The sequence below is a fragment of the Streptomyces sp. NPDC046876 genome, assembly GCF_040645035.1.
Taxonomy (GTDB): domain Bacteria; phylum Actinomycetota; class Actinomycetes; order Streptomycetales; family Streptomycetaceae; genus Streptomyces.
On sequence record NZ_JBEYXK010000041.1, the window covers coordinates 15,225 to 41,882 of the forward strand.

The 26,658-nt window shown below is 69.2% G+C and carries 23 protein-coding genes and 7 pseudogenes; 16 read left to right on the top strand and 14 right to left on the bottom strand.

All coding sequences use genetic code 11. The features are described from left to right. Positions 1 to 6: 6 nt before the first annotated feature. Positions 7 to 1,095 carry a hypothetical protein gene (locus tag ABZ924_RS21630; RefSeq protein ID WP_361912051.1) on the bottom strand — a complete coding sequence of 363 codons (1,089 nt, stop codon included), beginning with the start codon at positions 1,093 to 1,095 and terminating at the stop codon, positions 7 to 9. Positions 1,096 to 1,254: 159 nt separating this feature from the next. Then, complete coding sequence (locus tag ABZ924_RS21635; RefSeq protein WP_361912053.1) at positions 1,255 to 2,304, bottom strand: polyprenyl synthetase family protein; 1,050 nt, start codon at positions 2,302 to 2,304, stop codon at positions 1,255 to 1,257. Between the two features lie 636 nt (positions 2,305 to 2,940). Between ABZ924_RS21635 and ABZ924_RS21640 the strand changes: the two are divergent. The 3 genes and pseudogenes from ABZ924_RS21640 to ABZ924_RS21650 all read left to right on the top strand — a co-directional run. Beyond that, positions 2,941 to 3,150: pseudogene (locus ABZ924_RS21640) on the top strand (ATP-dependent DNA ligase); the annotation flags it as partial. 50 nt (positions 3,151 to 3,200) lie between these two features. Beyond that, on the top strand, positions 3,201 to 3,551 hold the full coding sequence (locus ABZ924_RS21645; RefSeq protein ID WP_361912155.1) for a hypothetical protein: 351 nt from the start codon (positions 3,201 to 3,203) through the stop codon (positions 3,549 to 3,551). A 1,028-nt stretch (positions 3,552 to 4,579) separates the two neighbouring features. Beyond that, positions 4,580 to 5,173 (top strand): hypothetical protein, encoded by a 594-nt coding sequence (locus tag ABZ924_RS21650; RefSeq protein WP_361912056.1) that lies wholly within the window; start codon positions 4,580 to 4,582, stop codon positions 5,171 to 5,173. Between the two features lie 172 nt (positions 5,174 to 5,345). On the opposite strand, the pseudogene ABZ924_RS21655 reads toward ABZ924_RS21650, so the two are convergent. Both ABZ924_RS21655 and ABZ924_RS21660 read right to left on the bottom strand, forming a co-directional pair. Further along, positions 5,346 to 5,863: pseudogene (locus tag ABZ924_RS21655) on the bottom strand (leucine zipper domain-containing protein); the annotation flags it as partial. A gap of 116 nt (positions 5,864 to 5,979) precedes the next feature. Beyond that, complete coding sequence (locus tag ABZ924_RS21660) at positions 5,980 to 6,990, bottom strand: YafY family protein (RefSeq protein ID WP_361912059.1); 1,011 nt, start codon at positions 6,988 to 6,990, stop codon at positions 5,980 to 5,982. A gap of 93 nt (positions 6,991 to 7,083) precedes the next feature. Between ABZ924_RS21660 and ABZ924_RS21665 the strand changes: the two genes are divergently transcribed. The 3 genes and pseudogenes from ABZ924_RS21665 to ABZ924_RS21675 all read left to right on the top strand — a co-directional run. Continuing rightward, positions 7,084 to 7,482 carry a VOC family protein gene (locus ABZ924_RS21665; protein WP_361912062.1) on the top strand — a complete coding sequence of 133 codons (399 nt, stop codon included), beginning with the start codon at positions 7,084 to 7,086 and terminating at the stop codon, positions 7,480 to 7,482. Positions 7,483 to 7,723: 241 nt separating this feature from the next. Further along, positions 7,724 to 8,383 (top strand): hypothetical protein, encoded by a 660-nt coding sequence (locus ABZ924_RS21670; protein ID WP_361912065.1) that lies wholly within the window; start codon positions 7,724 to 7,726, stop codon positions 8,381 to 8,383. A gap of 214 nt (positions 8,384 to 8,597) precedes the next feature. After that, positions 8,598 to 8,843 (top strand): annotated as a pseudogene (locus tag ABZ924_RS21675) (ATP-binding protein); the annotation flags it as partial. Between the two features lie 42 nt (positions 8,844 to 8,885). On the opposite strand, the gene ABZ924_RS21680 reads toward ABZ924_RS21675, so the two are convergent. Continuing rightward, positions 8,886 to 9,938 (bottom strand): ferritin-like protein, encoded by a 1,053-nt coding sequence (locus tag ABZ924_RS21680; RefSeq protein ID WP_361912068.1) that lies wholly within the window; start codon positions 9,936 to 9,938, stop codon positions 8,886 to 8,888. 518 nt (positions 9,939 to 10,456) lie between these two features. Here ABZ924_RS21680 and ABZ924_RS21685 point away from each other — a divergent pair. Continuing rightward, positions 10,457 to 10,957: a hypothetical protein gene (locus ABZ924_RS21685; RefSeq protein WP_361912071.1), complete on the top strand. Its 501-nt coding sequence runs from the start codon at positions 10,457 to 10,459 to the stop codon at positions 10,955 to 10,957. A 134-nt stretch (positions 10,958 to 11,091) separates the two neighbouring features. Here ABZ924_RS21685 and ABZ924_RS21690 read toward each other — a convergent pair whose 3' ends face one another. Then, entirely contained in the window at positions 11,092 to 11,466 is a 375-nt protein-coding gene (locus ABZ924_RS21690) for a resolvase (RefSeq protein ID WP_361912152.1), read from the bottom strand. 249 nt (positions 11,467 to 11,715) lie between these two features. Then, positions 11,716 to 12,003: pseudogene (locus tag ABZ924_RS21695) on the bottom strand (RHS repeat domain-containing protein); the annotation flags it as partial. 23 nt (positions 12,004 to 12,026) lie between these two features. On the opposite strand from ABZ924_RS21695, the gene ABZ924_RS21700 reads away from it, so the two are divergent. Next, positions 12,027 to 12,482, top strand: coding sequence for a restriction endonuclease (locus ABZ924_RS21700; RefSeq protein WP_361912073.1), 456 nt, complete (start codon positions 12,027 to 12,029; stop codon positions 12,480 to 12,482). Positions 12,483 to 12,650: 168 nt separating this feature from the next. Here ABZ924_RS21700 and ABZ924_RS21705 read toward each other — a convergent pair whose 3' ends face one another. Further along, positions 12,651 to 12,785 carry a hypothetical protein gene (locus tag ABZ924_RS21705; RefSeq protein ID WP_361912076.1) on the bottom strand — a complete coding sequence of 45 codons (135 nt, stop codon included), beginning with the start codon at positions 12,783 to 12,785 and terminating at the stop codon, positions 12,651 to 12,653. Here ABZ924_RS21705 and ABZ924_RS21710 point away from each other — a divergent pair. Continuing rightward, on the top strand, positions 12,784 to 13,653 hold the full coding sequence (locus tag ABZ924_RS21710) for a hypothetical protein (RefSeq protein ID WP_361912078.1): 870 nt from the start codon (positions 12,784 to 12,786) through the stop codon (positions 13,651 to 13,653). The genes ABZ924_RS21705 and ABZ924_RS21710 overlap by 2 nt on opposite strands. A gap of 104 nt (positions 13,654 to 13,757) precedes the next feature. Then, positions 13,758 to 14,243 carry a hypothetical protein gene (locus ABZ924_RS21715; RefSeq protein ID WP_361912081.1) on the top strand — a complete coding sequence of 162 codons (486 nt, stop codon included), beginning with the start codon at positions 13,758 to 13,760 and terminating at the stop codon, positions 14,241 to 14,243. Here the strand turns inward: ABZ924_RS21715 and ABZ924_RS21720 are convergent. Together ABZ924_RS21720 and ABZ924_RS21725 are read right to left on the bottom strand one after the other, a co-directional pair. After that, a pseudogene (locus tag ABZ924_RS21720) lies at positions 14,236 to 14,956 on the bottom strand (transposase); the annotation flags it as partial. The gene ABZ924_RS21715 and the pseudogene ABZ924_RS21720 sit on opposite strands and share 8 nt — an antisense overlap. 76 nt (positions 14,957 to 15,032) lie before the next feature. Further along, positions 15,033 to 15,101: pseudogene (locus tag ABZ924_RS21725) on the bottom strand (hypothetical protein); the annotation flags it as partial. Positions 15,102 to 15,322: 221 nt separating this feature from the next. Between ABZ924_RS21725 and ABZ924_RS21730 the strand changes: the two are divergent. Both ABZ924_RS21730 and ABZ924_RS21735 read left to right on the top strand, forming a co-directional pair. Continuing rightward, the gene (locus ABZ924_RS21730; protein ID WP_361912084.1) at positions 15,323 to 15,871 is read left to right on the top strand and encodes a hypothetical protein; all 549 of its coding nucleotides are present in this window, start codon (positions 15,323 to 15,325) and stop codon (positions 15,869 to 15,871) included. A 287-nt stretch (positions 15,872 to 16,158) separates the two neighbouring features. Continuing rightward, entirely contained in the window at positions 16,159 to 16,776 is a 618-nt protein-coding gene (locus ABZ924_RS21735) for a VOC family protein (RefSeq protein ID WP_361912087.1), read from the top strand. Positions 16,777 to 17,545: 769 nt separating this feature from the next. Here ABZ924_RS21735 and ABZ924_RS21740 read toward each other — a convergent pair. Then, positions 17,546 to 19,225: a carboxylesterase family protein gene (locus ABZ924_RS21740; RefSeq protein WP_361912089.1), complete on the bottom strand. Its 1,680-nt coding sequence runs from the start codon at positions 19,223 to 19,225 to the stop codon at positions 17,546 to 17,548. Positions 19,226 to 19,414: 189 nt separating this feature from the next. Here ABZ924_RS21740 and ABZ924_RS21745 point away from each other — a divergent pair, with 189 nt between their 5' ends. The 4 genes and pseudogenes from ABZ924_RS21745 (at position 19,415) to ABZ924_RS21760 (ending at position 22,414) form a co-directional block, all read left to right on the top strand. After that, entirely contained in the window at positions 19,415 to 20,335 is a 921-nt protein-coding gene (locus tag ABZ924_RS21745; protein ID WP_361912092.1) for a MerR family transcriptional regulator, read from the top strand. Positions 20,336 to 20,797: 462 nt separating this feature from the next. After that, the gene (locus tag ABZ924_RS21750) at positions 20,798 to 21,496 is read left to right on the top strand and encodes a DUF4240 domain-containing protein (protein WP_361912095.1); all 699 of its coding nucleotides are present in this window, start codon (positions 20,798 to 20,800) and stop codon (positions 21,494 to 21,496) included. A gap of 42 nt (positions 21,497 to 21,538) precedes the next feature. Beyond that, positions 21,539 to 21,763: pseudogene (locus ABZ924_RS21755) on the top strand (S24 family peptidase); the annotation flags it as partial. A gap of 138 nt (positions 21,764 to 21,901) precedes the next feature. After that, a complete protein-coding gene (locus ABZ924_RS21760; RefSeq protein WP_361912098.1) occupies positions 21,902 to 22,414 on the top strand; it encodes a hypothetical protein in 513 nt (170 codons plus the stop codon). A gap of 431 nt (positions 22,415 to 22,845) precedes the next feature. On the opposite strand, the gene ABZ924_RS21765 is transcribed toward ABZ924_RS21760, so the two are convergent. From ABZ924_RS21765 to ABZ924_RS21775, 3 genes are read right to left on the bottom strand one after another with little or no spacing between them, the layout of a single operon-like run. Next, positions 22,846 to 23,811 (bottom strand): hypothetical protein, encoded by a 966-nt coding sequence (locus tag ABZ924_RS21765; protein WP_361912100.1) that lies wholly within the window; start codon positions 23,809 to 23,811, stop codon positions 22,846 to 22,848. Positions 23,812 to 23,841: 30 nt separating this feature from the next. Beyond that, entirely contained in the window at positions 23,842 to 26,109 is a 2,268-nt protein-coding gene (locus ABZ924_RS21770) for a hypothetical protein (protein ID WP_361912101.1), read from the bottom strand. Between the two features lie 30 nt (positions 26,110 to 26,139). Further along, a complete protein-coding gene (locus ABZ924_RS21775; RefSeq protein ID WP_361912103.1) occupies positions 26,140 to 26,346 on the bottom strand; it encodes a hypothetical protein in 207 nt (68 codons plus the stop codon). Between the last annotated feature and the right edge of the window lie 312 nt (positions 26,347 to 26,658).

A 26,658-nucleotide genomic window follows, 5' to 3' on the forward strand; every position in this document is an offset into this window, starting at 1 on the left:
GGCTGTTCAGGGCAGGTATTCGGTGCGGTCGGGGTGGAGGACCACTGTTCCGGAGGTGAGGCCGTTCCAGGTGTGACCGACGCCGTTGTAGCGGCCGGCGAGGTAGACCGAGCGCAGGTAGCCGGAGCAGAACATCTCCAGCCCCTCAAGGAAGGCGATGACTGCGGGTTCGGTGGCTGCGGGTGAGGCCAGAGTGGCGGCACGAGCGTCGTACAGATCGCGTTCGGCGGCCAGGATCAGTGCGCTCAGCCGATCAACAGCTCCCTGGAGGTTCTCGCCCGGCTGTTGGAGGAAGATCGTGATCGGGTTGATCGACGCATCACCGTGGAAGTGTTCGCGGCGATAGGAGAACAGGTCGTTGACCAGGAGGACGTGGCGGATCGCGACGTCGACGGTGGCTTGGAGGGCGGGGCAGGTGGCCAGCGCGTAGCTGACGTCGAGGCCCAGCGCGTACTCGATCAGGACCATGACCAGGCCGCGGAAGCTGGTGCTGCCGTGCACCTGCTGGTAGGTGTCGAAATCCGGCACGGTGCCCGCGGCGCGCAGGCTGTCTTCCTGCATGCACCCGTCGGCATATTCGGACACGGCGTGCAGGAGCCGTTCGCCTTGGCGCGGGCTCAGGTGCTGGCGCAACCGGGTCATCAGCTCCAGCAGCTCCCGCAGGACGTCGGGGGCTGTGCAGGTGGCGGCATCATCGGGAGAGACGGTCTTCAGCGCATCGAGGACGGGTTCCAAGAGGGCCCGGGTGGTGGAGCCGGTGCGATCGGTGGCGCGGACGTTGTCCAGCACGTTGTCGACGGCTCCGAAGAACTGCATGAGGTCGGTGATCAGGCCGAGGCGTTCGAGCGGGGTGTCGGGGTAGCACCACAGCGCGAAGCACTCCGCGTGCTCGGCGATGAAGAGATCCAGGGCGTCGTCGTCGGGCAGGATGCAGCGCAGGTGAGTCCGGCACCAGTCGGCGGTGCGCCGCGTCTCCTGCCTCGCGGCGGGGTGCAGGCGCGGTGCAGGCAGTCGTACGGTCAGGACCGGGAGGGTGAAGGCCAGAGGACCGTCCGGGTCTTCGCCTCGGGAGACGGCCGACGGTGAGACAGACATTGTTCCTCCTGCCATATCGGGAGTGGGACGCACTCCGGTACTTGGACAGCCATCAGCCCTGCGCTACGGCCAGTCCTCGGTCCGCACCCCCCCACACACACATGGACGAGAAGACGGCGGAGCCCACCGTGCAGTCCGCCACCGGCGTGACCGGCCGGGTCAGTGGTCACGGCTGGTCACCAGATGGGCCAAGGCCCGCAGTTCGGCTGCCGCGGTCCGCTCAGGCCGCGCGGCCGCGAGCTCCTCCAGCGCCTGCCTCGTGTGCCGTTCTGCCGCGCGCACTGCCCAGCTGCGCCCGCCGGCCTCCTCGACCAGGCCGGCCGCCCGCGCCACTTCCGCCATGCCGAGCGGCTCGCTCCCGGAGTACAGCCGGCCCAGCTCCCGCCCCGCCGCACAGCCGGAAGCGAGCGCCGCGGCGATCGGCAGGGACTTCTTGCGCGCTGCCAAGTCCGCCCCGGCCGGCTTGCCGGTCCGTACCGGATCACCCCAGATCCCCAGCACGTCGTCAATCAGCTGGAACGCAGCCCCCACATGCACCCCGAACGCCCTCAGACACTCCACCTGCTGCCCATCCGCGCCGCCTGCCACTGCCCCCAGCGCACACGAGGCGGCGATCAGCGCGCCGGTCTTGCCCCGCGCCATCGCCGTGACCTCCGGTACCGACACCGACGCCACCTCGCGGTCCTCCAGCAGCGTGTCCATGTACTCGCCGTCGATCAGCTCCTGCACCGCGCCCGTCAGCATGCCCGGCCCCGCCGCGCCCAGCGGCCCCGGAGCCCCGGCGACCGTCTGGACGGCGAGGAAGAACAACGCGTCCCCGGCCAGGATCGCCGCCGGCACCCCCAGCGCGGCCCACACTGCCGGCCGCCCCCTGCGCAGCCGGTCTCCGTCGATGATGTCGTCGTGCAGCAGGGAGGCGTTGTGCACCAGCTCCACCGCCACCGCCGCCGCGACCCCCGCATCACGTACCCCGCCCACCGCCTCACACGCCGAAAGCACCAGCGCCGGGCGCACCGCCTTGCCCGCCCGCCCACCCTCCAGCTCGGTGCCCGCTTGGTCCCACCAGCCGAAATGCACCCCCACCGGATGCCGGATCCCCACCGGCAGCCCCTCTACCGCGGCCCGCAGCGCCGGGTGCGTCAACGCTTCGGCATCCCGGAGCACCTGGTTCGCGTCCCGCACCGTACCCGCCGAGGACACCGCCGTCATTCCTATCGCCTTCCTCTGCCGGAAAACCGATGAGCCACAGCTCCCAGCTCTCGTCCGCCTCATGAGGCGACCGGGGACACCGATCTGCGCCGTTCTGCCATTGACCCGTGCACACCCACCAGCGGCAAGTGGGGGGCGGCTCAGCCGGCCCTCGAACAGCGCACCACTCGGCTGTACCTCCGTCCTCCCTTGGGCTTGGGCCTGACGCAGGGCATACCGCTGGCCCCAGTAGGTGGCCCCGTGCAGTGGCCTGAGCCGACGCGGCCGTCCCGGCGGGCTGGCGGCCCCGGGGGCTGGGGGAGTGGAGGATGAGCAGAGAATTTTTGGCCCCTGGCACCAGGCCTACGACGACATGATCATCAAGTAGCGCATGTGGCGCTGAGGCCGCCGGTGGAGCCGATGCTGGCGTAGGCTGGGGAAGCCATGCCGGGCCCGCCTGCGGTGCGGGCGGGGGGTGGCGTATGAGCAGCAGCTGGACGGACACCGGGCCCTGTTGTTCACCGCGGCCGGTCCGGGCGGCACGGCGGTGGTGCACACCCGTCGCGGGGCGCTGGTCCAAGACCGGTGGCCGGACCTGGTGGCGGCCGCCGAGCAGCAGTTGCCGCACGGCCTGGTCCTCGATGGCGAGCTAGCCAGGTGGGACGAGATGCGGGCCGGTTGTCGTTTGAGGCGTTGCAGCGCCGGGCCACCGCCCGCCCCCGCTGCGCCCGGGCCCTGGCCGGTCGGTGGCCGGCTTACTTTGCGGCCTTCGACGTCTTGCAGCTGGACAGCGAGGAGCTGCTGCAACGGCCCTACGCCGAGCGGTGCGCTCTTCTGGAGGCGCTGTTCATCGACTACGCCCTGACGGCCCCGTGGACGCTTGTCCCGACGACGACGGACCTGCCCAAGGCGCAGGAGTGGCTGGAGTCCTGGGCGGACGGACGTATCCGGGGTCGAGGGGACCGCGTCGCGGGTGGACCAAGGTCCGCCGCCGGGACAGCACCGCGGCCGTCATCGGCGCCGTCACCGGCACCCTGACCCGCTGCCCGCAGCTCCTCGTCCTTGGCCGCCTCGACCAGGCGGGCCGGCTGCGCGCGGTCGGCCGGCCCGTACCGCTGCGCCCGGAGGTGTCGCAGCAGGTCGGCGAGCACCTCGCCGCGGCCGGCCCGGGCCGCCCCTTCGAAGGGGTGCAATTTGCGGCGTCCTGGCGGACGGCCAGGGCGTCTTCCGGCACCCGCTCAGGTTTCAGCGGATCCGCCTGGACATGACCGCCAGCGACGTCCTGCCCTTCGGCCAGGGCCTCGCCGCGGCCGCTGGCTGACCGCCCCTACCGCGCTGCGAACGCAACCCTCGGGGGCCGGCACGGCTGCGCGCCGGACCCCGCTTCGAGTCCCCCGCAAGAGTGAATCCGGCCCTCGCGTACGCGTAGATGTGCGATTCGATGCGCGATTGGGGTGCGGTTCGTGGTGCGTTCGGTACGTGAGAGCTACGACGAGGGGCAGGCCGCGGCCCGGCTGCGAGTGCCTCTGGCGGCCTGGCGGCCTGGCGGCCTGGCGGTGGGCGGTCGGCGCGGGCCTGGTCCCGCCGGCCCGCAGACGCCCGTCCGGGGTTGGGTCGCGGGCGGCGGTGGAGGCCTGCGATCCGGAGCAGGTGCGCGCGGCCCGGCGGGGCCCGATCGTTGCCGGTGTGGCGGCGGACCGTCTGACGGAGGGCCTTGGGGTGCCGCTGCCGATCCTCCGGCCGAGGGCGACCGCCTCGGCGGTCGGCCGCCTCGTGAAGGCGGGTCTTGGTCTACCTCGGTGGGGACCGGCAGTTCCCCGACGTCCATCCGGACCAGGTGGCCGCCCTGACCCGCAGCCGGGACCTGCCCGCCCTCCTCGACCGGCACGTGCCCCTCGGCCCGGAGACCACGGTCCCCCTGCGCGACGCCGGGACGTCGCGCTCCTCGAGGTGGTCCGGCCCTCTGTGGAGTGGCGGGCCGTCGCACCGCCCGCGCGTGCCGCCGCTCCCCGCTCGCCAGCCTGTACCCACTCGCCCCGGGCGGCGACCGGCTGTTTCTGGCGGATGTGGCGCGGATGGCCAGGGTGGGCCGGGCCGCGGTCGTGAACTGGCGCCGCCGACACGTCGACTTCCCCGACCCGGTGGCCGGCACGGACGTCCGCCGCACGGGGCCGGACGTCAGTACTCCGCAACAAGCCGATCCCGGCCCGGTGACGAACCGCGTCCGGCCGTCGCCCCGGCTGGATCCCGGGGGCTACGGTCTGCGCGACGGCGGAACTCGTAGAGGGAGAAGACCATGAGAGCGGTACGGGGGCAGGCGGCCATGGCCGTCCTCGCGGTGTGCGGGATGCTGGCGCTGAGCGCCTGTCAGAACGGCGACGACCAGGTCGCCGCACCGGACGCGAAGCCCAGTGCGGCCGCACCGGCGGCGCCCACCGCCACGACCGCCGTGCCGGCCCCCTCGAAGACCGGCGCGGCGCCCAAGCCCTCGGCGACCTCCACCTCAGGGGGGAAGAATCCCCCCGCCCCGGCCCCGCCCTCCGCGCCGGCCTGCGGCGCCGACCACAGGATGCCGGTCTCGCCCGACACGATCGCCGTGCACCGCTACACGCCCGAGGGCGGCATGACCAACCTCATCGTCCAGCACGGCACGTACGGCTGCCCCGGGCGCTTCGAACCGTCGGGCGCGTGGACGTACATCCAGATCTCGGAGAAGGCCAAGATCACGGCGACGGCGCCGATCCTCCCCTCGGAGGTGATGGGCAAGCCCATCTCCACCAGCGAGCTGACCTCCTGGCTGGACACCCACCCGGACAAGGGCCTCCCCTTCCGCTACCACCTGAACGCGGAAGGGGTCATCGACACCCTCGACGAGATCTACGTGAAGTAGCCCGCTGCCGCCCCTTGCGGGTGGTCGAGGCAGTGGCGGTAACCGTCCCAGAGCCGTATGTGGAGGTCCATGGAAAGTGCGGAATTGGGCAGTGGCCCGGCGATCCGGAAGGGCTGGCCATGGCCGGTGACGGTCAGTCCCTTCGGTCGGCGTCCCACCAGCAGGTCGTGCTTTTGCGCTGGTCGGTGATGGCCTGGCGGTTGCGCTCGCCGGCCGTGCGGCCCACCGCCCGCCAGCCGCCGCCGTCGGGGCGTTGCCGAGTTTCTTGATGTCGACGTGGACCAGCTCGCCCGGCCGGGCCCGTTCGCAGCGGCGGATCGGCTGTCCGGTCGGGCGGTCCAGCCAGGCCAGCCTGTCAGGCCGTGGCGGACCAGGATGCGGTGCAGGGTCGAGGGCGGCAGCTCGAGGACCGGTCCGATCCTGGCCGGACCGAGCTTGCGGACGGTCCGCAGCCGGCTCACCCGGTTCCCGACCGCCGCGGGCGTGCGGTGCGGGGTCGTGCGGGGCCTGCTCGAGCGGTCGTGGAGCCCCGGCTTTGCCTTCGGCTCGCCACCGGCGGACCCATGTGTGGGCTGTGGGCCGGGATATTCCCCTCTCGGCCGTCACGTGGGCGATCGGACGCCCGGCGACGACACGTGCGACCAGGATCCGCCTGCCGTGGACGGTCAGCCGGGCGTTACGGTGGGACACGAAGACCTCCGTATGTGGTGTGGAGCCTAGACACCTCCACCACACCGGAGGTCTTCGCCATGATCAAGACCAGGCCGGCGTTGACAACGCTCGTGATCAATACACCCTGTGCCATCTCATGACATTGGTGCCTCGCGGTCAGGCTCGGCGGCGTAGGAGCTGAGGCGATCGGCGAGCGCGATGACGAGGTCGCGGAGTTCATCGGGGCGCTCGATGACGAACGGCCGGTCGAGTGAGGCGAGTACCGGGGGCAACCAGTCGAGCCGCTCCGCCCGCAGCTCGACGCGCAGCCAGCGCTCGGTCGCGCGGTCCTCGCCGGCCGCGGACTCGTGCTCCTGCAGGCTCGCGACGCTGGCCGGAACGTGGGCGCGGATCTGCTCAACTGTCCCGTGGATCCTCAAGGTCACCTCATGCCGGTACTCGGCCGTGGCGAACCCTGACAACACGCGCTGTGCCGGGCCGGGACCCACTGGCGCTTCGAATGAGCCGGGCAGGGTCCGCGCGTCTGCGATGCGATCGAGCCGGAAGGTTCGGTCCTCGCCGATCTGGGCGTCCTTGCCCGTGACGTACCACCGGCCTGCATGGGCGACGATCCCGTACGCGTGCAGCGTGCGTTCGCTGCGCCGTCCGTCGCGGTCGGTGTAGCGGATCGAGACCGGTCGGTGGTGGCGCACCGCATCGGCGATCGTGAGCAGGACCCCGGCGTCCGGGGTGTCGAACTCGCCGGTCTGATCCGTGAAGGCGAGGGCTTCCAGGAGGGTGTCGAGCCGACGGGCGATGCGCTTGGGCAGCACCCGCCGGATCTTCGCCGAGGCCGTCTCGCTTGCCGTGCGCTCCGTCGTCGTCAACCCTGCTCGGCGGCCCGCGACCAGGCCGAGAAGCACGGCCAGCGCCTCGTCGTCGCTGAACATGAGCGGAGGCAAGTGGCAACCGGGAGCCAGCCGGTAACCGCCGTAGCGCCCGCGCACCGATTCCACGGGCACGTCGAGGTCGATCAGCTGGTCCACATACCGGCGCACGGTGCGCCCTTCGACGCCGAGCCGGTCGGCGAGTTCGGCCACCGTCCGGGTGCCGCCCGACTGCAGCAGTTCCAGGAGTGTCAGCACGCGGCCGGTTGGACGAGGCATGTTGGCAGCCTAACGCGAATACAGGACCGATTCTGTCCACTATTTCTCCTAGCCTGCGACGAGCACGCCTCCAGCACAGCCAAGGAGATTCCCATGGAGTTCGTCTCGATCCGCATCATCACCAGCGACGTCGCACGCCTCGTCGACTTCTACGAGCGAGCCACAGGGGCGCGGGCGGCGTGGGCCACCGAGGACTTCGCCGAACTCCAGACCGCGGGCGCCACCCTCGCGATCGCCGGCACCCGCACCGTCCCGCTGTTCGCCCCGGGCTCTGCCCGGCCGGCGGACAACCACAGCGTGATCACCGAGTTCCTCGTCGACGACGTGGACCGCGTTCACCAGAACCTGACCGGCTTCGTCACCGACTTCGTCAACGAGCCCACCACGATGCCCTGGGGCAACCGGTCGCTGCTGTTCCGCGACCCCGACGGCAACCTCGTCAACTTCTTCACCCCCGTCACGCCGGAGGCCATCGAAAAGTTCGCACGCTGACGCCACGTGATCGCCCGCTGCGGCGTGCCGCACGGCTCCGGCCTCGGCGTCTACCGGTGGGGCGTGGAACGGACCAGTAGGACCTCTTGGAGCCTGTCCGACGGATCGCTCGGGGGGCACTGATGTGAGGCGCTGCCGACGCGGACTGTCCCGGGTTGCATCGGGAGGGTTCAATACCGGGGTGGTGAACTGGGCACATGTGCGGGACTGCAGATTCGAGGTCGAGCGCATACCTCAGCTCTTGGAGCGGGTGAAGGTCCAGGATGACGCCGATGCGTGGGCAGAACTCGGATGGCGACTGGTCCTGGAGCACGACCTAGTGTCCCCGGCCGGCTTCGCCGCCCTGCCGCAGTTGGTGCGCTTGGCGCCACGCAGCACCGAGGCACGCGCCCTGGCAGGGAAGATCCTTGAGCGGGCGGCCGGGCGACACGGCCACGACGATCTGCTGGCAGACTGCGCTGGCGCCATCGCGGAATTCGGCCGGGTGCTCGATGAGCACCTGCGCTTGCGCCCGGCCGACTACCTCGTGTCCTTCCGTGCCCTGCTCGCGGTTGCGGGTGAGTACCACTGGGCGAATGCCCTGGAGGGGTTCACGGACGACATCTATCACGTCACCTGTCCCCACTGCGGAGCATGGATGACCATCGCCATCGGCCAGTTCGGGTGCTACTCGCAGGTGTGGCACGGAGCGGAGGAGATCCGGCGCGAACTCCGGCCCGCGGTGGAGACGGAGCTCGCCGGAACGGGCCGGTGGATGCATCAGACCACCCTCCGCGACGGCCAGGACGCGCTGGCCAGGGGAATCAGCTACCTGTTCGGCACAGCGGAGTGTCCTGACTGTGCCAGCCTCTGCAATGTGGCGAAGGAGTACACCATCGACAACCGCCCAGTCATGCTGTAGTCCATGGCGAATCCGAGTGGCACCGCCGAACAGTCACTGGTGTAGCCACAGCCAGATCGCGGCGAGGGTGACCCTGCCGTGGAACAGGTAGGCCCGGCTCTCCTCAACCGGGCCGCGGCCGTCCGCCTCGAGGCCGGCCGCAGACCTCTCTCTGTCTATGACGAACTGACCGGGACACGACCCTTCACCCACCCCACCCCGCAGGAGCCCCGCCCACCAGGCCGAGGGCTTGGCCCAGTACGCCAGCAGGGCAGACGACGCGAAGTTGGGCTACCTCGACTTCCGCGACCTCGTCCTGGCCGAAGAGCTTGCCGTTCGCGGCGACCGCCGCTTCCGCCAGGGCCTGCTGCTCTCCGAGCTGCCGCACCACAAGACCTTGAACGAGTACGATTTCGCCTTCCAGCCCGAACTTGATCCCCGCGAGATCAAAGACCTGGCCACCCTCGCCTCCGTCGACGCCCCCAAGCCCACGCGGTCGCTTGGCAGGGGGGAACGGGGTCGCTCACCCCTCGACGTACAGGAACTCCGGGCCGTAGGTCTTGCCGCTGCCGTCCGGCAGTTCCATCTGCACAAGCTTCCGCGCCTCTGCACGCATCTTGCGCATGCAGTTGATCGCCGCGGGCAGCATTTCCGAGTCACCCGTCTGCCAAGCTGCCTCCAGTGTCCGCAGCATTGTGCTGAACTGTTTGTTGAACGCGCTGAGCACTTGCTGAACTTCGGGCGTGGGCGCGTTCGGCCCGCTGTTGGCCCACCCGCCCTCGGGCACTCTCGCCATGGGGGAGGCCGGGGGCAACAGGATGTCGTCGCCTTTGAAGTCCCACTTGACCGGGTCCTCCGACACCTTGATCAGTTTCTTGCCGTGGAACATCTCCCGGAAGACGTAGAAGTGCGACAGTTCCCCGGGTGTGCCGGGGAAGGGGTTCTCGGGTGAGGCGGAGGTGCCCTCGCCCTGCTCCTTGATGATCTCGATGGCTGCTCGGACCTTCTCGATGGTGTCGAGCGGAACGATCTTGTTGCCCTGGCCGTGGCTCTCCAGGGAGAATTCGATCTGCCGGTCGCCGCTGATCAGATGCTGCTGAGTTTCGAACACCTCCGCGATTGCGGTGTAGAAGGCCCCGATGGTCGCGGAGCCGCCGGACCGGGCGACCGGATGCTCTGGGCATTCGATTTCGGAGAACATCTCGACCGATTGTTTGGACAGACCTTCGAGGAAGACGAGGAGATTGGGACGCACGCCGCCCGGCAGCGGATGCTCGTACTTCGGCACCACCTTTGGATCAGCGAGGATCGGCGTTCCTCCGATGGTGGTGAGCATGTTGCACACGAGTCCCATATGGGTCATCTCGTCGAAGATGATTTCCCGGATGTCTTTCGCGATCGCCGCGCTCGGCTCCTTGACCGACCACAGGGCGCTCGCGTACGGGCCGATGGTCGCGATCTCCACCATGATCGCCTGCTGAAGGGAGTTCTTCAGCCACTCCGCATCGCGCTCCGCGGGCAGGACTCCCATCAGCTCGACGATGGCATTGCTCTGATACTCCAGGACCTGGGCCACGTCACGCCTCTCCTCTGTGTGTAGACAGCAAGAAAGCCGTATCCGATCAGCAGGTCGGTCAGGGGGTGCGCGCGCGAAACGCGTTGGCGCTTCACCCGATCGCGGCATCACAGCATGCGAATGGCCCTTCATACGGACACGCCGCAGATGTGACGGACGCCATGGCGCTCCTGCTGGTACGTATAGGGAGAGTCAACTTGGAGGTGGTGCTGTGGTGCGTGCCGAGTGGGCATCAACTCCCCGAGCCCGCGAGAGCTGAGCGACTACGTCCAGGCGCTCGACCCTCTGCGCGTACGTCCGGCGCCGATGCGGCGACCTGACCGGCTGCGACTCCCAGGCCCAGGCCGCGCTGCACAGCAACGGCTCCGACGACCCGTGAGCATACGACAGCGGCCAGATCACCCTGGTGACACTCAGTACATGCCCTCCCCACGCCACGGGCGAGCCACGACAAACACCCGAGCTGATCGGGAATACCACGCTGAACAGCATTATCCTGATGGAGGTGTACGGCCAGCATGCGCACGCCCGTGTTCGAGCTCCATATCCGGCCCATGTTCCGCGCCACCGACAAGGCCCATATGGGATTCGCAGTCGACCTGTGGGACTACGACGATGTCGTCGCGAACGCCGACGACATCCTGGAGCGGCTGCAGAGCGACATGCCGCCCACAGAGACCGGCGGACTGTGGCCGGAGGAATGGGTCACGCTCTTCAAGCGCTGGAAGGACGGTGCCCGCAAGCGCCTGGACCTCGGCACTGCCGCCTTCGCCTTCCAGCAGACATCCGCGAAGACCACCATCACCGCGACCGGCACCTTTCCGGCCGCCGACGTCGAGGGCTGGCTCCAGCTGGAGAGCGAGACGGATACCTCGAAGACGTACGTCCTGTACTTCGAGGCCCCGGACACCCCCGTAGGCGGCACACCCCAGGTCTTCACCCTGAAGGAGAGCTACCCCTCTACCGACACCCGGTCCGTCTTCATCCACAGCAGCTCCGGCACCCAGCAACTGCACTGACAGCGCCATCCAGCCCCAGGCCCTGGGTGTAGGAGCGGAGATGTGCCGACAGGAGTCCGGACGCCGCGTCGGCGTCCGGCGGCGGAGCGGGCATGACCCGGATACGCCAGAAACCCGCCACGGGGTGATCTTGGTTACTGGTCGAGGTTGCTGACGCGGTTCGCGTACTCGCGGCGGGCCTTGCGCTGTGCCGGGATCGCCGCGGCGTTGTCGAGGGGCTGGCAGCGGTCGAGGAGTTGGCGGTGTACCGCCGGGCTGGCACTGACACGCAGGGTGTAGGCCTGGCCGCGTCGTACGGTCACGCTCTGGTCGAGCGTGGCGCGCTCGGCGGGCTCCAGGTCGGCCGTGCGGAGGAAGTCGGCGACCTTGCCCGGCATATCGAGAGTGACCAGCAGCTCCGGGATTGGGGCGTCCTTGGCGGCGGCGGCGGGGCGGATGGCGCCGCGGCTGACGTCGTGGCCGCGCGCGAGGGAGGCGACGGAGCTGCCCTCCAGGTAGGCGGTGCGCACGGCGTCGGTGTTGTCGGCCGGGACGGCCGGGCGGCGTCCTTGTTGTCCTTGGCCTCGGCGGCCCGCAGTCTGTCGTAGGTGAGGTCGCGTTGGAGTTCGCCGGCGGCGGCGAGGGTCTGCACCATGAACTTCACGGTGGACAGCAGTGGGAAGTTCCGACGATTCCGTTGTCTGCTCGCACAGGGTTGTGGCGTCCCAGGTGAACGTGACTTGTTCGAGCGCTGCCGTGCCGTCGGTAGCGGGGCGCTGCTTGGAGGTGCGGCGGCCGAGAGCGTCGTACGCATAGCGCCATACGGTGCCGTCGGGGGTGGTCACCGTACGCAAGCGGTCTTCGGCGTCCCACTCGTGGCGCCAGGTATCCGGACCGCCATCGGACACCAGGCGAACGAGGCCCTGATGCCCCCACACCGCGACACCCCACGCCCCATCCCGGCGAGCAACTGCCCCTACGGCAGACCCTCCCCGGGCCTGCCGGCCCGCGCCGACCGCGGCTACACCCGCTTCCTCGCACGCACCGAAGACGGACCGCCCCGCCACGACGACGCACCCGCGAGGCCCTGATGAGCACCCAAACGGTCCTGCACGACCCCGCAGGTCTCCTCGAGGGCGGACTCCCCCTCGACCGCGCCACCCACGAGCACCTGGCCAAGGGCGTCCTCGGCTGGACCGGCGTGACTGGGCTACGGCCGGCGGACGTCCAGCGGATCGCGCTCCAGCTGACCGGCGCCGCCCGCGCGGTCGCCGGCGGCGTCCGCCGCACCGCAGCGCAGCTCCCTGCCGACCACCCAGCCCGCGCCCTGGCCTGCGTCGTCCTCGCCGAGGCCGACCGCGACCTCGTCACCGCCCCGCACGGCACACTCTGCTGCGCCCAGGGACGGGCCCGCCTCATCCGCGCCCGCTACGAGCGCCTCGACCGCCTCACCGAAGCCGCCGCACCCCAGCCCAGCAGGGCCTTGGGAACCACCGCGCCCGTCGCCGCGCCGAAACCCGGCTTCACCTCCATTAAGCGGCTGTGACCGGATCGAATGGGCTGAAGAGTGTGACAGCGGTGTACGGAACATGTCACAGGGCGCGCACCGCCGGGGTGCCCTTGCTTCCCCCTGAGCCCCATCGGTGGGACGTTACTGCTGCAGCGGCCCGCAGCAGGCCGTAGGGAGGGATCGGGTGGACACCTTGAGACGCCATCAACACCGCACCGGCAAAGGCAGAACCGAAGGAAGGACTCCGGGGATCGACGCGACGGGCGTACACAGCACGAACAGTTCCACCCGCACACCGCGGCGCCGCTGGGCGGCGGTGACCGCCACGGTGATGGCCATGGCCGCACCCCTGACCCTCGGTGCCGCGGGAGATGCGGGGGCGGCGGGGGACCACCCGATCGTTTTCACCCGCTACACCGCCGCAGCGCCCACGGAAGACCTCTACGCGATCTCTCCCAGCGGTGGCACGACCGTCAAACTCACCCACACCTCCACCGTCAGTGACGTGATGCCCAGCTGGTCCCCGGACGGCAAACGAGTGGCCTTCGTCCGCTATGGAGCCGGCGGCGCCATCGACGGCATCTGGACGATGAGCACCACGGGCAGCGACCTGAAGGCCGTCCCCGGCACCAAGGGCGCCTCCGACCCGGCGTGGTCCCCGGACGGAAAGCGGCTCGCCTACGCCAAGCCGGTCGGCACCCAGCGCGAGATCTACGTGGCCGACATCGACGGCACTGCCGCCACCCGGCTCACCCACACCGCCGCCGACGACCTCCATCCGACGTGGTCCCCGGACGGCAAGTACCTGGCGTTCAACCGCGCGGATGCGGCGGGAAACAGCAGGCTGATGAAGATCCGGCTGTCCACCCTGGCCCAGACGGCGGTCACCGGCCCCAGCTCCCACGACTGGACGCCCGACTGGGCATCGCACGGCGGCCGGATCGCCTTCAGCCGCGTGGACGCCTCCGGCTTTGCCCACCTCTACGTCGTCCGCCCCGATGGCACCGGACTCCACCGCGTCACCTCTGCGCGTTTCAACGACAAGTACCCCTCCTGGTCCCCGGACGGCAGCACTTTGGTCTTCACCAGAGGCGGCACCGACGACGCGGACCCCGAACACCTCTACCTCGTACGGGCCGACGGCACCGCACTGACCCAGCTCACCAAGATCGGCTCCCATGACCTGGAAGCCGACTGGCGCCCCTGAACCGCCAGGTATAGGGGTCAGTACCCCGACCGGGGGGTGCCCCTGTCTCTATGGTCAAGAGAAGCGGGGCTGCGTTGGGTCGTGGAGCCGGGCAGCATGGCGGTGTGTCTGATCTGCTGTGGGATGACGTGAGCTGTTTCTTCGACCCGGACCTCATGGGGTCGCTGCCGGACGTCCGCGTGCCGGATGCCTCGATGCAGGACTGGCAGGCGGTCCTCGATCTTGTCGAGGCGAGGGGCTGGAAGTGTCAGTACTCCGAAGGCGAGACCGTGCTGCCGGTGCCTCGGGCGGAGAGCGTGCTGTCCCGGCCGGCCGACGCTGAGGGCGCAGACCTGCGGGTCTGGCCGGTTGCCGATGTGCTGGCGATCTTCCGTTTCCATGACGACGAGGTCATCGACTTCGACGTTGACCTGCGGGAGTTGCAGGGTCAGGAGCGACTCGATGTGCTCTGCAGCTTCATGCGGGAGGTCGGGCGATGCTTGGGCAAGCCGGTCCTGATGGATCCGGAGGGCGACTACGGCCATCCGGTGCTCGGCTTCGATGTCGAGGCCGACCGAGTCGTCCTCCTGGCTGAGCCGCTGGTCACGTGACCGCGGCCGTCGGCCGGGATTCGTAGAAGGTCCCGTCGCGGAGCATCGCGAAGAGACGTCCGCCCGACCTCCGGCGAGGCAGAGCAGGGCCTGGGTGTGGTGCTTGCCCTGCGCGATCTTTTCTCGTAGGAGGCCCGCGATGCCGGGTCACCCAGGGCTGCGCATGCGGAGAGGAAGAATGCCCGTTTGAGCTGCTTGTTTTCCTCGTCTGGAGGGCTGTTCGCCGCGGATCGAAGACCCCGAACTGGGGGTCGCCGGGGCGAGGCCCGCGTAGGCGGCGAGGTGGCCGGCGGTCGGGAAGGTGCTGCCGTCGCCGACCTCGATCAGGATGCGGGCACCGGTCCTGACACCGACTCCTGGCATCGACTTCAGGACCGTTGAAAGAGGGTGGGCATCCAGGAGTTCCTCGATCCGCCCGGCCAGCAGATTCCGCTGGTCAAGCACGGCGGTCAGGGACCCGGCCAGGCTCGGGACGATCAGCGCGGCCGCCTCGGTCCCCGGAACGGTGACGGTCTGCTCGTCCAGAGCCGTGAAGATCTCCTCGACCAGCCGCTCGGCCATCCTCGGAGCCTTCGGGCGTAACAGCGTGACCAGCCGCCGCCTGCCGGCTTTGCGGATCTGGGCCGGTGACCCGAACCGCTCCAGCAGAGCGAGGACGGCCGGTGTTGCAACCGTGGCCCCGGTACTCGCTCCAGCGAAGGGTGGATCTGGGTCGCAGGCCGTGGAGCCGTCGCGACGACTCCGGTGGCCGATGGCCCGCAGCCTGTGCGGCATTGCGCGGGCGGCGTCGGCGATGATGAACGCGTCCTTCGCGTCCGTCTTGGCCTCGCTGGGACGATCCATCTGTCGGCAGGGCATCACTCAACGACACGGCCGGTGCCCGTGTCGAGCGTGGTTGACGGCAGACACGAAACGAATCTGCACAGTCGCCCCAGCATGCACCCACGTTCCCTCGCCGCCTGCGCTCGCGCACGTTCGCCGGCCGCCGGATACTCGATGCGGGCCGTATGCCTCCGCGCCGCGGCCCGGGTGAGGAAGGGCGTCATCCTTTCGGCCCTGACCGATATGGAGATTGCGTCATGCGCTCCCGAAGAAACCCGCTGACTCCCCTCGCGGCGGTCACGGCCGGCCTGCTGGCCGGGGCAGTGGGAACGGTGTGTCTGGATGCCGTCCATTACCTGAAGTACCGTCGCTCAGGCGGGACGGACAGCCCACTCGCCTGGGAATTCGCGCCGGTCGAAAGCTGGGAGAAGGCCCCAGCCCCGGGGCAGGTGGCGAAGCGGGTCATCGAGGGTTTCACCCAGCGCCGGCTTCCCGATGGTTCCGCCTGGCTCACGAGCACCATCGCTCACTGGGCCTACGGCTCAGCGGCGGGCGCCGCCTATGGCATCGTGGCCGGATCACTGCCCAGGCCTTCCCCTGTCTATGGCGTGCCATTGGGTGCCGCGGTGTTCGCCGGTGACTACATCACCTTGCCGATCACAGGGCTCTACAAGCCCATCTGGCAGTACGACACAAAGGTCCTGGCCTGGGATTTCGGCGCACACGTCGCCTATGGCACCGGCACCGCAATCACCTTCTGGCTGCTCATCCGACTCGGTACCGGCGCTGTCAGAGACAGACCGTAGCCGCCTGCCGGCCACGGCCATGCCCATGCCCACCACGGGTTTCTGCTGATGGGTACACGGTTCGCTTCGGTTCCGCTGCCCGGACATCAACAGCCCACGATCACGTCTGGTGGCCGGGCAGGCCCCAGCAGGCGTCGGAAATACCGGCCGGAGCCGAGCGCGTCGCACGCATCGCCGCCCGGGCCAGCCCGGCCGGCGCCGCCGTCCGGACCCCCGGCGTCGCCCGCGTCCGGCGGTGCGAGTCCCGTCGGGGCGGCATCTTGTACGCACCCAGGAGGTGGCAGTCAATGGACATGAAACTTGAAGTCGTGGTGGTGCCGGTGTCCGACATCGACCGGGCCAAGAGCTTCTACACGCGATTGGGCTGGAGACTGGACGCGGACGTCGCCCCGGACGAGAACTTCCGGGTAGTGCAGGTGACGCCGCCGGGCTCACCGGCATCGGTCATCTTCGGCACCTCGGTCACGTCCCAGACGCCGGGCTCAGCTCAGGGCTTGCACCTGATCGTGGACGACATCAATGCTGCACACGCTGAGCTGAATCGGCTCGGAGCCGAGCCAAGCCCCGTGTTCCACGACGCAGGCGGCGTCTTCCACCACGCCGGGACGGAGGCCCGCGTACCAGGGCCGGATCCACAGCGCACCAGCTACAGCTCGTTTCTGTCCTTCAGTGACCCGGACGGCAACGGCTGGCTTCTGCAGGAGGTCACCAGCCGGCTTCCGGGACGCCTCGATCCCGCGACCACGACGTTCGCCTCGGCCGAGGACCTGGCGAGCGCGCTGCGCCGCGCCGCGGCCGCGCACGGAGAGCACGAGAGCCGCATCGGTGCGGAGGACGAGAACTGGCCGGACTGGTATGCCCAGTACATGGTGCGTGAGCAGGCAGGGACCGAACTGCCGTTGTGACCGCACCGCCCTGCAGGGGACCAGGACCGGCTCCTCTTCGCAGTCGAACGTCGCGGCGGAGGAGGACGAGGCACGCGGCGTGGGCGCGGTCGCAGCTGTCCGCCGACGGACGCATGTGTGCAGTCGGACCGCGCCGGGCCGAGGGCCTCGGGGAGCCGGGGAGGGCGACTCGGCCGCGTGATCGGTCCGGGAATGACGTGCGTCGGGACCTGATGCGGGTGGTGCCTCGAGCGATGGTCGGCAGGCCACAGGCAGCAGATTGGCCCTCGTCCGGTACGGGTGGCCACGCACGCCGACGCCTTGCGCCCCTGACAGGGCTCACGTGGTGGACCGCGTGGTCTGGGCGGCCGCGGCCTGGGGTCCAGCCGAGGATTTAGTGATCTTGGGTTGGCGATTTGCCTGGGGTGGCAGGCGGAGGGGGGAGTGGCTACTGCTGCAGCCGGGGCGTCACGGTTGTCAGCCGGGCCCTGACCCCAGCGAGCCAGAGGAGGCCGAGGCCGCCTCCGCCGCCTCCGCCGCCACGGTGGCGGCGGAGGCGGCGAATCCGGCGAGGATTCCAATCGTCGCGAGGCGGGTGGTGAGTGCCCCGCCGCGCTGCCGGCGGGCGGCGAAAGTCCCTCCACTGAACACCCGTCCGGACTCGGCAGAGGACCCCGGTGATCACCCGATGGTGATCACTCCGCCGGCCTCCATGCGCTCAGGGGTCCGTCTTCACTTTGATATTGCCCAGAGCAGGATTGATGTGAAGACGGACTGCCGCGCGGGCGGCTCACTGGGACAGGCGGTCCCAGAACGAGCATTGGTGTGCGGAATACGCGTCGACAGGGTGGATCCCGCCCGGTTCCGGAGCCAGTGACTGCACCGACGGCCCGTGAGGTGACGAAGCACGGAGGGCGGGCCAGAGCGGGGCGTCGATGGTGTTCGGGTTTCCGGTATGCGCGAAGTTCGTCCAGTAGCCGACCATCCGGTCCGACAGGGCGCGCTGGCCGTCGTTCAGCGGTTGTTCGGTGGGGAACGGGGTGAACAGGAACGGCATCTCGAAGCCGTGCGCCGCGCCGTAGGGGAAGTCCGGGTTCGCCGGCAGGCCGGCGAGGACGGGAGCGTGCGGATCGTTGAACTCGTAGGCGTAGAGGGGGAGGCCGGGGGCGTGCGCCGCGATGGCCCGGCCGGCTGCCAGCGTGGTGCACGTGAGGGACCGATCGGTCAGCACCGCCGCCCAGGCCAGGGCGGGAGAGGGATGGTGTGCTGCCGGATACCGCGCCTCGACGGCCGGGGCCGCGGCCCCGAAGGCCTCCGCCAAGCGGGCTCGGTAGTCGTCCTCGGTGCGGATCGGGAACGCGGCGAGCGACAGGCCGACGAACATCCGCATCTCATCGTGGTTGGTGCCCAGGATGACCGGCAGGCGGTGGAAGCGTCCTGATGCCAACGCCTGGGCAGGTGCCACGGGCAGGAGCCCGTTGCCGAAGGCGGGCCGGTTGAAGGACTGCATCAGCTGCGCGGTGGCGAGACGATCTGTGCTTTGCCCGCGCAGGCACGCCAGAACCTCGTCCCCGCCGCCCGCTGTGCAGCCCAGGTGCCGGGCGGCTTCCGCACCGGCCGTCTGGACATCGGCCTGTGAGGCAAACGGCTCGTAAGCCGGTGTTCCGGGGGCGAGCGCGCCGCGCGGGAAGGACGTGTGGCAGGAACCGCTTTGGAGGACGGCCCGCTGGAAGAGTCCGGCGGCTGTCGGCGAGGTGAGGTGGGCACAGATGCTGAGGGCGCCCGCGGACTCACCGAACAGCGTGACATTGCGCGGATCGCCGCCGAAACGCCCGGCGTTCGCCCGCACCCAGCGCAGGGCGGCCTGCTGGTCCGCCAGGCCGAACGGTGGGGCGGCGCCCAGCCCGGAGTGGCCGAAGTAGCCGAAGATCCCCAACCGGTAATTGACCGTGACGACGATGGCGTCACCCTGGACTGCGAGACGTTCGGCGCTGTAGTCACTACCGGAACCGCCCAGGAACGCACCGCCGTGCATCCACACCATGACGGGCCGCTTCCTCGCAGCCGGCTCGGCCGCCGGCACCGTGACGTTGAGGTAGAGGCAGTCCTCCGAGCCGGTGACCCCGCTCGCACCTGGTGGCGGCATCTGCACACAGCGTTCAGCCGGCCTCGTCGCGTCCCGGACACCCTGCCACGCAGCGGCGGGCACGGGGGCACGCCAGCGCAGCGGTCCGGTCGGCGGCGCGGCGTAGGGAATGCCGTCGAAGGTGGTGTACGAGCCGTGGGACAGGCCGCGTACCAGGCCCTGCTCCGTCCGTACGACCGTACGGTCCTGTCTCCCGGAGCCAGGGGACCCGGGGCCTGCGCCGGCCGCGGGTGCGGCGGTGGCCGACAGCAGCGCCACTGCGCACAGCAGGGGGAGGAGCGCCACGCGGAGTCCGGCCTTCCGGTACGGGTGCGGTGCTGACATGGTCGGGGGCATGGGTACCACCGTTCTTGGTCGGGGACGGGACGGGACGGGACGCCACGAGACGTCGTGGCACGCGGCCACACCGGTCCAGGCAAGACGGCACGAGATCTGAGCTGCGAGAACGGTGCGGACCGACCCGTCGGCGATCAATACGCTAGAACCTCCCGCGCACTGGAGGTTCAAGGGACTGTGACGCAAGACACGTGGAGCATCGGTGAGCTCGCGGCCGCAACGGGCCTTCCCGTCAAAACGCTCCGCTACTACTCCGACAGCGGTCTGCTGCCGGTGGCCGCTCGCAGCACCGGCGGTCATCGGCGCTACGGCCCCGAGGCGTGGGAGCGGATCCGGCTCATCAGACGCCTGCGGGCGCTGGACACCCCGATCGCAACGATCACGCAGGTGGTCACGGGGGAGCGCACACTCGGCGAACTGGTGGCAACCGAGCTCGAAGCGGTGCAGGAACGACTGACCGAACTGCGGTGGCGCGAGGCCACGCTCAAGGCACTGGACGACTGCCCGGGCGAGGAACGGCTCCGGCGCCTGGAGATACTCTCCCGCGTGCAGCGGCTCCCGCAGGCGCACCGCACGCTCACTGATCACTGGTACCGCGAGCTGTCCGCGGCCATGCCCAAGCCCCGACTCGACATCATGGTCGCCATGCTGGCCCCCGCCCCACCGCAAGACCCCGTCCCCGCCTCGGCCCTGGCCTACGCCGAGCTGCACCTGCTCATTTCCACGCCCGGTTTCACCCGCTGGACCCAGGACCACGACGAGGAGATGAGGGACGGCCCGGCCTTCTACGCGGAGATCGACGAAGCCGCCGCGCTGACGGCCGCCGCTCTGGCCCAAGGCCTGCCGCCCGGTGCCGGCGACGCGGTGGACGCGTTCGTGTCCGCCCACGCGCGAGCCCGACGGGAGTCGGACACCCCCGCCTTCCGCGCACACCTCCACGGACTGGTGTCACGGTCATCCGGCTTCGACCCCCGACTCGAGCGGTACTGGGCCCTGGTCGGCACCGCTACGGCCGGCCGCGTCCTGAACATGACCGTGGCGCACCGATGGCTCACCGACGGCCTGTCCATGTCGATCGCCGCAACGAACACCCAGTAGCGCTGTACCGGGAAGGTTGCCGGGGTGGGCTGTCAGGCCGCGGCTGTAGGGGGCTGCCGCCCCAGCGGATGCCACTTCCGCTTGGGGTGCGCCAGGAGTTCAGCCATCCCACGGGCTGGCAATTCCACCCCATGCCTGCGACGGGCGAGTTGCCCCCCGCTCTCAGCGTCCGACGGGCAGCCACCGCGCGGCCGACCGACCGATACACCGGCGAGGTCGACATGGACGACGTTCTCAGCGCCGGCTGTGCCGCCCCCTTCCAGCCCTGGCAGCTCTCCTGACGCTGCCCGGCTAGAGGCCTGCGGAGCTCACGGGCGGGTCAGGATGCGTATCCGGAGCAGTTGGAATGAGGCCCGGCCGTACATGGCCCTCTTGAGGGCTCTGTCCGCAGTTCCGTGAAACAGCCAGGGGCCGGCAGGGTGCAGGATCGACTGTCATAGGGGCGTGGCAGAGTGCGCGGTCATGGAGACCGACACGTTCTGGCACGTCATCGAAGCCGCGCAAGCTGGGGCTGTCGCAACGGGTGAGCCATTTGACGAGGTTCTCGTCAAGCAGCTCGCGGAGAGACCGCGGCAGGAGATTCTGGAGTATGCGGAACGCTTCGACGAGCGGCACGACGCCCTGTATCGCTGGGATGTGTGGGCGGCCTCTTATCTCATCGGGGGCGGGTGCTCCGACGACAGTTTCATGGACTTCCGCGCCGGTGTGATCGCCTTGGGCTGTCAGTGGTACCAGCGCGTGGCCGCTGCCCCCGACAGCCTCGCTGCGCACCCTTATGTGGTTCAGGCTGCGAACGTCCGGGACCGTTCCGATGTGCTGTTCTACGAGGACGTGAACCATGTGGCCAGCGGGGCGTTCGAACGGATCACGGGTGATGCGGATGCCTTCTACGAAGCCTGGCGCAGTTTCCGTGGGGTTGGTACAGAGAGCGACAACGCCGCTCGCTTGAGCGTCTTCACCCGGTTTGCGTGTCCCACAACGACCCCGAAGCCCCAGGGGAGGGTCAGACCGGTGGTCACCACGTCGAGGTGCTGGCGGAGGAAGCCGGCGAAGCCCTTCATGGGCTTCGGTTGTCCTGCTCGGCCTGCCGGATCCACTCCAGCCATGGCTGTTCTGCAGTGCAGGTTCGCGAGCGAACCCACGCCACGCCCAAGGTCGTAGAGGCCGAATCGCCGCCGGTTCGCCGCAGGGGCTCTCCAAGATGACGGCGCCATCTTCGAGGGCGACATCGTCGCCGTGAGGAAGGCTGACACCGCGGACCACGGCGACATCGTGGCGGCCATGCTGGATGGCGAGGCCACAGTCAAGCGCCTGCGCCGGGAGAACGGCCAGGTCTGGCTCATGCCGCACAACCCGGCGTACCAGCCGATCAACGGCGATGAAGCCGTTATTCTCGGCAAGGTGGTCGCCGTCCTGCGCGCGCTCTGACTCCGAGCGCCCCGCGCCGCCGACGAGCTGGCCTCCCCAGCGGCGTACGAACAGCGGCTCCTTGACGAGCCCGTAGGAACGCCAGTCACTATCAGCACGACGACGGGACCCGACTTGACCCTGATGCCCGGAGCACGCGTGCCGGGACGGACCTGGACGGTCCGCCTCACCGGCCACGCCGATCACACCGTGTCCGTCACCTGCAGCACCGCCGCGTGCCGGATGCCGTCCCGCTCGAAGGACGCGACAGCCATGCGTCGCTTCGCCGCCGAGCACATCAAGGCTCACGGACGCCTCGCCGGTGCCCGCCCCAACGCCTCCTGCAGCTGCGGCGGCGCAGGGTGCACCCACCACGAATCCCGCGTCCACTGCGCCGGCACCAGCCTGCTGCTCCTCGTCCACAACCCGGCCATCGGCCGGGTCTGGACACTGGCAGAGGTCTGCCAGGCCTGTGCCCGGAACATCCCGCACATCACCATCCTGGCCACGGCCAAGCCCGCCCTCCCCACCCCTGCGGCCCCGGTTGTGGAGCAGCCGGCGCAGCGCGCCGCGGTGCCGGGCGGATTCTCCTCACCGGAGACCGCGTCCGATCCCTCACCGGCGCGCCGCCGCCCCCACCGCGCCCACCGTCAGCGCCACTCGCGGGGCTGAGAAAGGGCCGCCAACCCACTTGGAAGACGACCTGCTCGCCGGCTTTTCGGATGTGGCCGGTGCTCGGGCGGACAGGCCCAACCAGGGCGTGATTATCGGAGCCGTCTGATAGATCACCGATCATGGATGATCGATCTGTTGTCTTTGTTGATCACGATGTGCCCCTGCTCATTCCTCAGCCTGTTCAGCAGGGCGGACCGCCACGGGCGCGTGGGAGCGCGACAGGTTGTGGGGACGAGGAGAGTTCCCACGGACTCGCGCACAACTCGCTTGCGACACAAACGTGCCCGTGTCCCGCGCGCCATGCAGGGGTAACTTCCTCCGCCCAGGACGCCCTCGGGTCCTACACCCTCGGTCCTTGACCACCGTGTCGAAGAATGCCGTGAAGAGCACAGCCCGGGTGCCCGGGCCTGCTGCGCCGGGCAGTCGGGCTACGACTTGGCCTCGCGGTAGGCACTCAGCGCGCTCCGATCCACTTCGGCGAGCAGATCCTGCCGAGTGGACTCGGCAGTGTTCCGTGCCTGGGTCCATGTACGGGCGATGTCGACTCCTTGGGTGCGGAGGCGGTCGGCCAGTTCCGCCTCCGGCGTGTTCCTGAGGCCTTGGAGCCATGTCGCTGTGAGGTTGGCGGCAGGGTTCTCCTGGTAGCTGCCCTGGGTGGTCGGCTGGCGCAGCAAGCCGTCGCGTACGGCGGTCCGCCACGCCCGGTCACGGGCGTACTTGTCGGTCAGGCCGTCCAGGATGCCGAGAGCACGGGCGTTCTCCGTCGGAGGGAGGGAAAAGGCGGCGCCCGTCGCGTCGCCCGGGACGGCGGCGAGCTGCTGCGCCGCGTACCGGGTCTCCGCCAGGCGCAGGATCGCGTACGCCTGCGGATCCTCGGAGACGGCGCGCACGACGTTGCGGAAGACCAAGGAGGACACGGCCAGGTGATAGGTGCCGGAGGACTCCCATGGGTCATCGGTCGGGGCCCACTTCATGACGTACTGGGAGTCGAGTCCGGCGAGCATCTCATGAGTGTCGACCGTGTAGTCCGCGAGCACGGTGGCCAGCGGTACACGGAGGGCGGGGTCGATCCGGAGGTTCTTCGTGTAGCCGAGCCCGGGGGAGTAGAGCACGTCCTTCACGGCCCGGGCCTGCGCCTGCGAGTGCTTGCCCGGCTCGCTCGCGGCCGTGGCCTTCACAATGGCCCGGCCCAGTGCCGCGCAGTTCATCCCGGCCTGGACGTCAGCTCCGACGGACGTTCGTACGCGCTCATCCTCCGCCAGGCCGTTGCAGGGAGCCGCTGTGTCGCGTTCGAAGCCAAGCCACGCCACGAGCCCGCCCAGCAGCGCCAGGCACACCGCGAGCAATGACCAGACCTTGACCGGTACGGTACGGCGGGCTGTCTTTTCCGTCATGGACGGCTCCACTCCTCTTTGCGACCAGGCTCAGTTGGCCGTGTCCGTCAGGTACTTCTGTGCCGTCGCGTTCCCACGGAGATGTCCTTCGAGCACGTCACGAGTGAGCTTCCGGACGTCGGCTTCGGGGATGTCGGGCCGTTCCCTCGCCCACTCGCGTATCAGGATGGGCATCTGGTTGTTGACGTTGAGGTACTCGTCGGCAATCCTCGGGTTCGCCTTGGCATCGACCTCTGCCTTCATGCGGTTGTCCCATTCCCACGTCCAGGTGTCGACGCCGCGCTGGAGCGAGTCGCCGAATGCCACGGACATGGTGGCGCCGGCAACACCGACGGGTGTGGTGAAGTACAGCGGCGTCACCGCGCCGCCGACGACGTGGTAGGCGACCTTGGCCTTCCAGTCCGCCGCGCTGTAGCCCGCCATCCGGCCGTCGTTGATCACGTCCTCCCTGATGGAGCTGAACGTGCCGAGCGCTGTGCCCGCCTCGTTGATGGCGTTCGTCACCTCCGATCCCTGCGCTCCCTTGGGGAGATGTTCCAGCGAGATGTCGATGTACCGGGACTCCGCCTTGTGGAGTGTGCCGTAGGCCTCCGGGTCGTCCGAGAGCCCGCGCATGAACTGGACCAGGTCCTTCTGGGACGCCGACATGTGGGTGGCTCCGCCTTCCTGGAAGTGGCCGGTGCCGACGGCGGAGATGTAGCGGCTGTCCAGGCCGCCCAGGATCTCGTGCGTGTCCGCCGTGTACGAGCCCAGCGCGCGGGCCAGAGGCTGGCGCAGGTTCGCGTCCACGCTCTGGTCGGGGCCGAGCTGCTCGATGACGCTGTGCATGAGCCGGGCCTGCGGGGCGGTGTGGTTGACGGCGGGCCAGGGGTCCTGGCCGGTGCCCAGCGGCGGGAAACCGGTGGAGCCCGCTTCGATGGCCGCGCCCAGGCCGGTCCGGTTGTTGGCGTCGACCGTATCGTGGCCCTGCATCTCGATGTTGCCGCGCCAGTTCGTGGTGTTGGTGATCTCCCAGTCCCGCTCCTTGAGCAGGTAGTGGAGGTTGTCGTTCTTTCCGTCGGGACCCGGATCGAGGTACGAGGCGGAGGCGGCGGGGTCGCGGCTCATGATGCCAAGGAGGCCGTCGAGGGGGTCATGGGCGAACCAGGCCTTGTCCTTGCCGCCGTAGTTTCCGTACAGGTCCCAGATGTCGGGATTGCCGCCCTGCTTCTTGTCCTCGGCCTTGCGGATGTCGTCCGCCATGTCGTGCAGGAACGGGGCCGAGTAGCCGTCGCCCTGCTGCATCAGGGTGACCAGGCTCTGGAAGCCGCGGACCTTCTGGCCGTGCCCCGAGGCCACCGTGTTGACGGCTTCGCCGGCCACCTTGAGGTCGTACGAGGCGAGGCCGGCCTTGTCGAGCTGCGTGCGGAAGTTCTTGTAGAAGTCGGACTTGGGGTCCTGCATCGCGTTCGACAGGGAGTTGGCGAGCCCCTTCTCCAGGTCCAGATAGCGCTGCCTATTGCCCTTGTCGTCGCCGTACGCGTGGTCGTTGAGCTTGTTCGTGAGCTTCAGGGTGTTCTCCGCGCCCATTCCGTTGAGGAAGGTCTGGGTGAACTCCGCGCGTGAGGCGTTGTCGCGGAAGGAACGGTCCAGCTCGGCGTAGTCGGCGGCGGAAACGTTCCCGCCGCTGTTGATCCGGGTGGCGATCTCCTGGGCGTTGCGGGCCTCGTAGACCTCGATGTCGCCCTGCGCGCCGGCGTTGAAGCCATCGAGGGTCTCGTCGTTGCCCTTGCCGAAGGCGTCCTTGTTGCTGTCGACGCCCACCGCGTCGAGGGCGATCTTCACGCCCTGGTCGGCGTCGGATACAGCCTTCACACAGTCGTTGATGTGCTGTTGCCACTTGGCAACCGCATTGCGGATGGTGGTCTCACCGTCCGGGTCATGGTGGATCGCGCTGCGTTCCTGCGCGGTGAGCTTCGCGTAGTCGTAGGCGACGTTCCCCTGCTCCGAGACGGTCATGCCGGCCTTTATCGCATCGTCCCGCGCACTCTCGACCCGCTTCTTGAGGTCAGTGAACTGGCTGTGCGCGTCGCGCAGCAGGCTGGCGACGGCCTTGGCCTGGATCTGCGCGGCGGAGTACTCGTAGCGGGTGGCGGCGAAGCTCGTATGAGCCACCCCGACACTGATACCGGTCCAGCTCTGACCCATGGTTATCTTCTGGACGCTGTCGCCGTAGCAGCTTTCGACCTTCTTCAGTTCAGCGGCCATCGAATCCCACTTGCCTGCCGCCGTCGTCAGCAGGCCCAGGTCCGTGGTCATCACTTCGTGGTATGTCAGCACCGCTTCCCCCTATACCCCGTTGAGTTTGGACTGGGTGCCGATCGGCCGGAACTGGTCACCCAGGCCGATGTCATTGCGTGCGAACAGACCCGAGGCGCCCCGCAGGGTGCTCTTCTCGGAGCCGAGGCGGCCCATCAGGACCTTGACCTGCTTGTCCCACGTGTCCGCGACCTTCTTCAGGCCCGGGGCGGTGTCCCAGCCCTCGAAGCCCTTCACGGCAGTGTTGGTCGCCTCGTCCGCATGCTCTGTAGCCGTTTTGGTGTTCGGCTGCAGCTCGGTTTCGATCGTGTTCGCCGCCGCCGTCTTCTCGGCTGGCGTGGACCCGAAGCTGCCCGACCCCCCGGGTGTTAACGGCCCTGGGGGAGCGCCCGTACCGTTCAACCGCATGTCCACCGGCAGCTCGGAGGCGCCAGCGCGCGACGGAGCCCACTCCCGATCGAAATCCCCACCCTGCGCCTCCCGTCACATTTCTTGATCATAGACATGGCAACTGCATACATGCCAAGCCCCCAGGCGCCAGTGGCAGTC

Excerpts from the sequence above, each read along its gene's own strand:
- ABZ924_RS21650 (WP_361912056.1), top strand. The coding sequence starts at position 4,580 with ATGAGAGCGGTACGGGGGCAGGCGGCCATGGCCGTCCTCGCGGTGTGC.
- ABZ924_RS21710 (WP_361912078.1), top strand. The coding sequence starts at position 12,784 with ATGGCCGCACCCCTGACCCTCGGTGCCGCGGGAGATGCGGGGGCGGCG.
- ABZ924_RS21765 (WP_361912100.1), bottom strand. The coding sequence starts at position 23,811 with ATGACGGAAAAGACAGCCCGCCGTACCGTACCGGTCAAGGTCTGGTCA.
- ABZ924_RS21635 (WP_361912053.1), bottom strand. The coding sequence starts at position 2,304 with ATGACGGCGGTGTCCTCGGCGGGTACGGTGCGGGACGCGAACCAGGTG.
- ABZ924_RS21660 (WP_361912059.1), bottom strand. The coding sequence starts at position 6,990 with ATGCCTCGTCCAACCGGCCGCGTGCTGACACTCCTGGAACTGCTGCAG.
- ABZ924_RS21665 (WP_361912062.1), top strand. The coding sequence starts at position 7,084 with ATGGAGTTCGTCTCGATCCGCATCATCACCAGCGACGTCGCACGCCTC.
- ABZ924_RS21705 (WP_361912076.1), bottom strand. The coding sequence starts at position 12,785 with ATGGCCATCACCGTGGCGGTCACCGCCGCCCAGCGGCGCCGCGGTGTG.
- ABZ924_RS21735 (WP_361912087.1), top strand. The coding sequence starts at position 16,159 with ATGGACATGAAACTTGAAGTCGTGGTGGTGCCGGTGTCCGACATCGAC.
- ABZ924_RS21685 (WP_361912071.1), top strand. The coding sequence starts at position 10,457 with ATGCGCACGCCCGTGTTCGAGCTCCATATCCGGCCCATGTTCCGCGCC.
- ABZ924_RS21770 (WP_361912101.1), bottom strand. The coding sequence starts at position 26,109 with ATGACCACGGACCTGGGCCTGCTGACGACGGCGGCAGGCAAGTGGGAT.
- ABZ924_RS21700 (WP_361912073.1), top strand. The coding sequence starts at position 12,027 with ATGAGCACCCAAACGGTCCTGCACGACCCCGCAGGTCTCCTCGAGGGC.
- ABZ924_RS21630 (WP_361912051.1), bottom strand. The coding sequence starts at position 1,095 with ATGTCTGTCTCACCGTCGGCCGTCTCCCGAGGCGAAGACCCGGACGGT.
- ABZ924_RS21740 (WP_361912089.1), bottom strand. The coding sequence starts at position 19,225 with ATGTCAGCACCGCACCCGTACCGGAAGGCCGGACTCCGCGTGGCGCTC.
- ABZ924_RS21750 (WP_361912095.1), top strand. The coding sequence starts at position 20,798 with ATGGAGACCGACACGTTCTGGCACGTCATCGAAGCCGCGCAAGCTGGG.
- ABZ924_RS21730 (WP_361912084.1), top strand. The coding sequence starts at position 15,323 with ATGCGCTCCCGAAGAAACCCGCTGACTCCCCTCGCGGCGGTCACGGCC.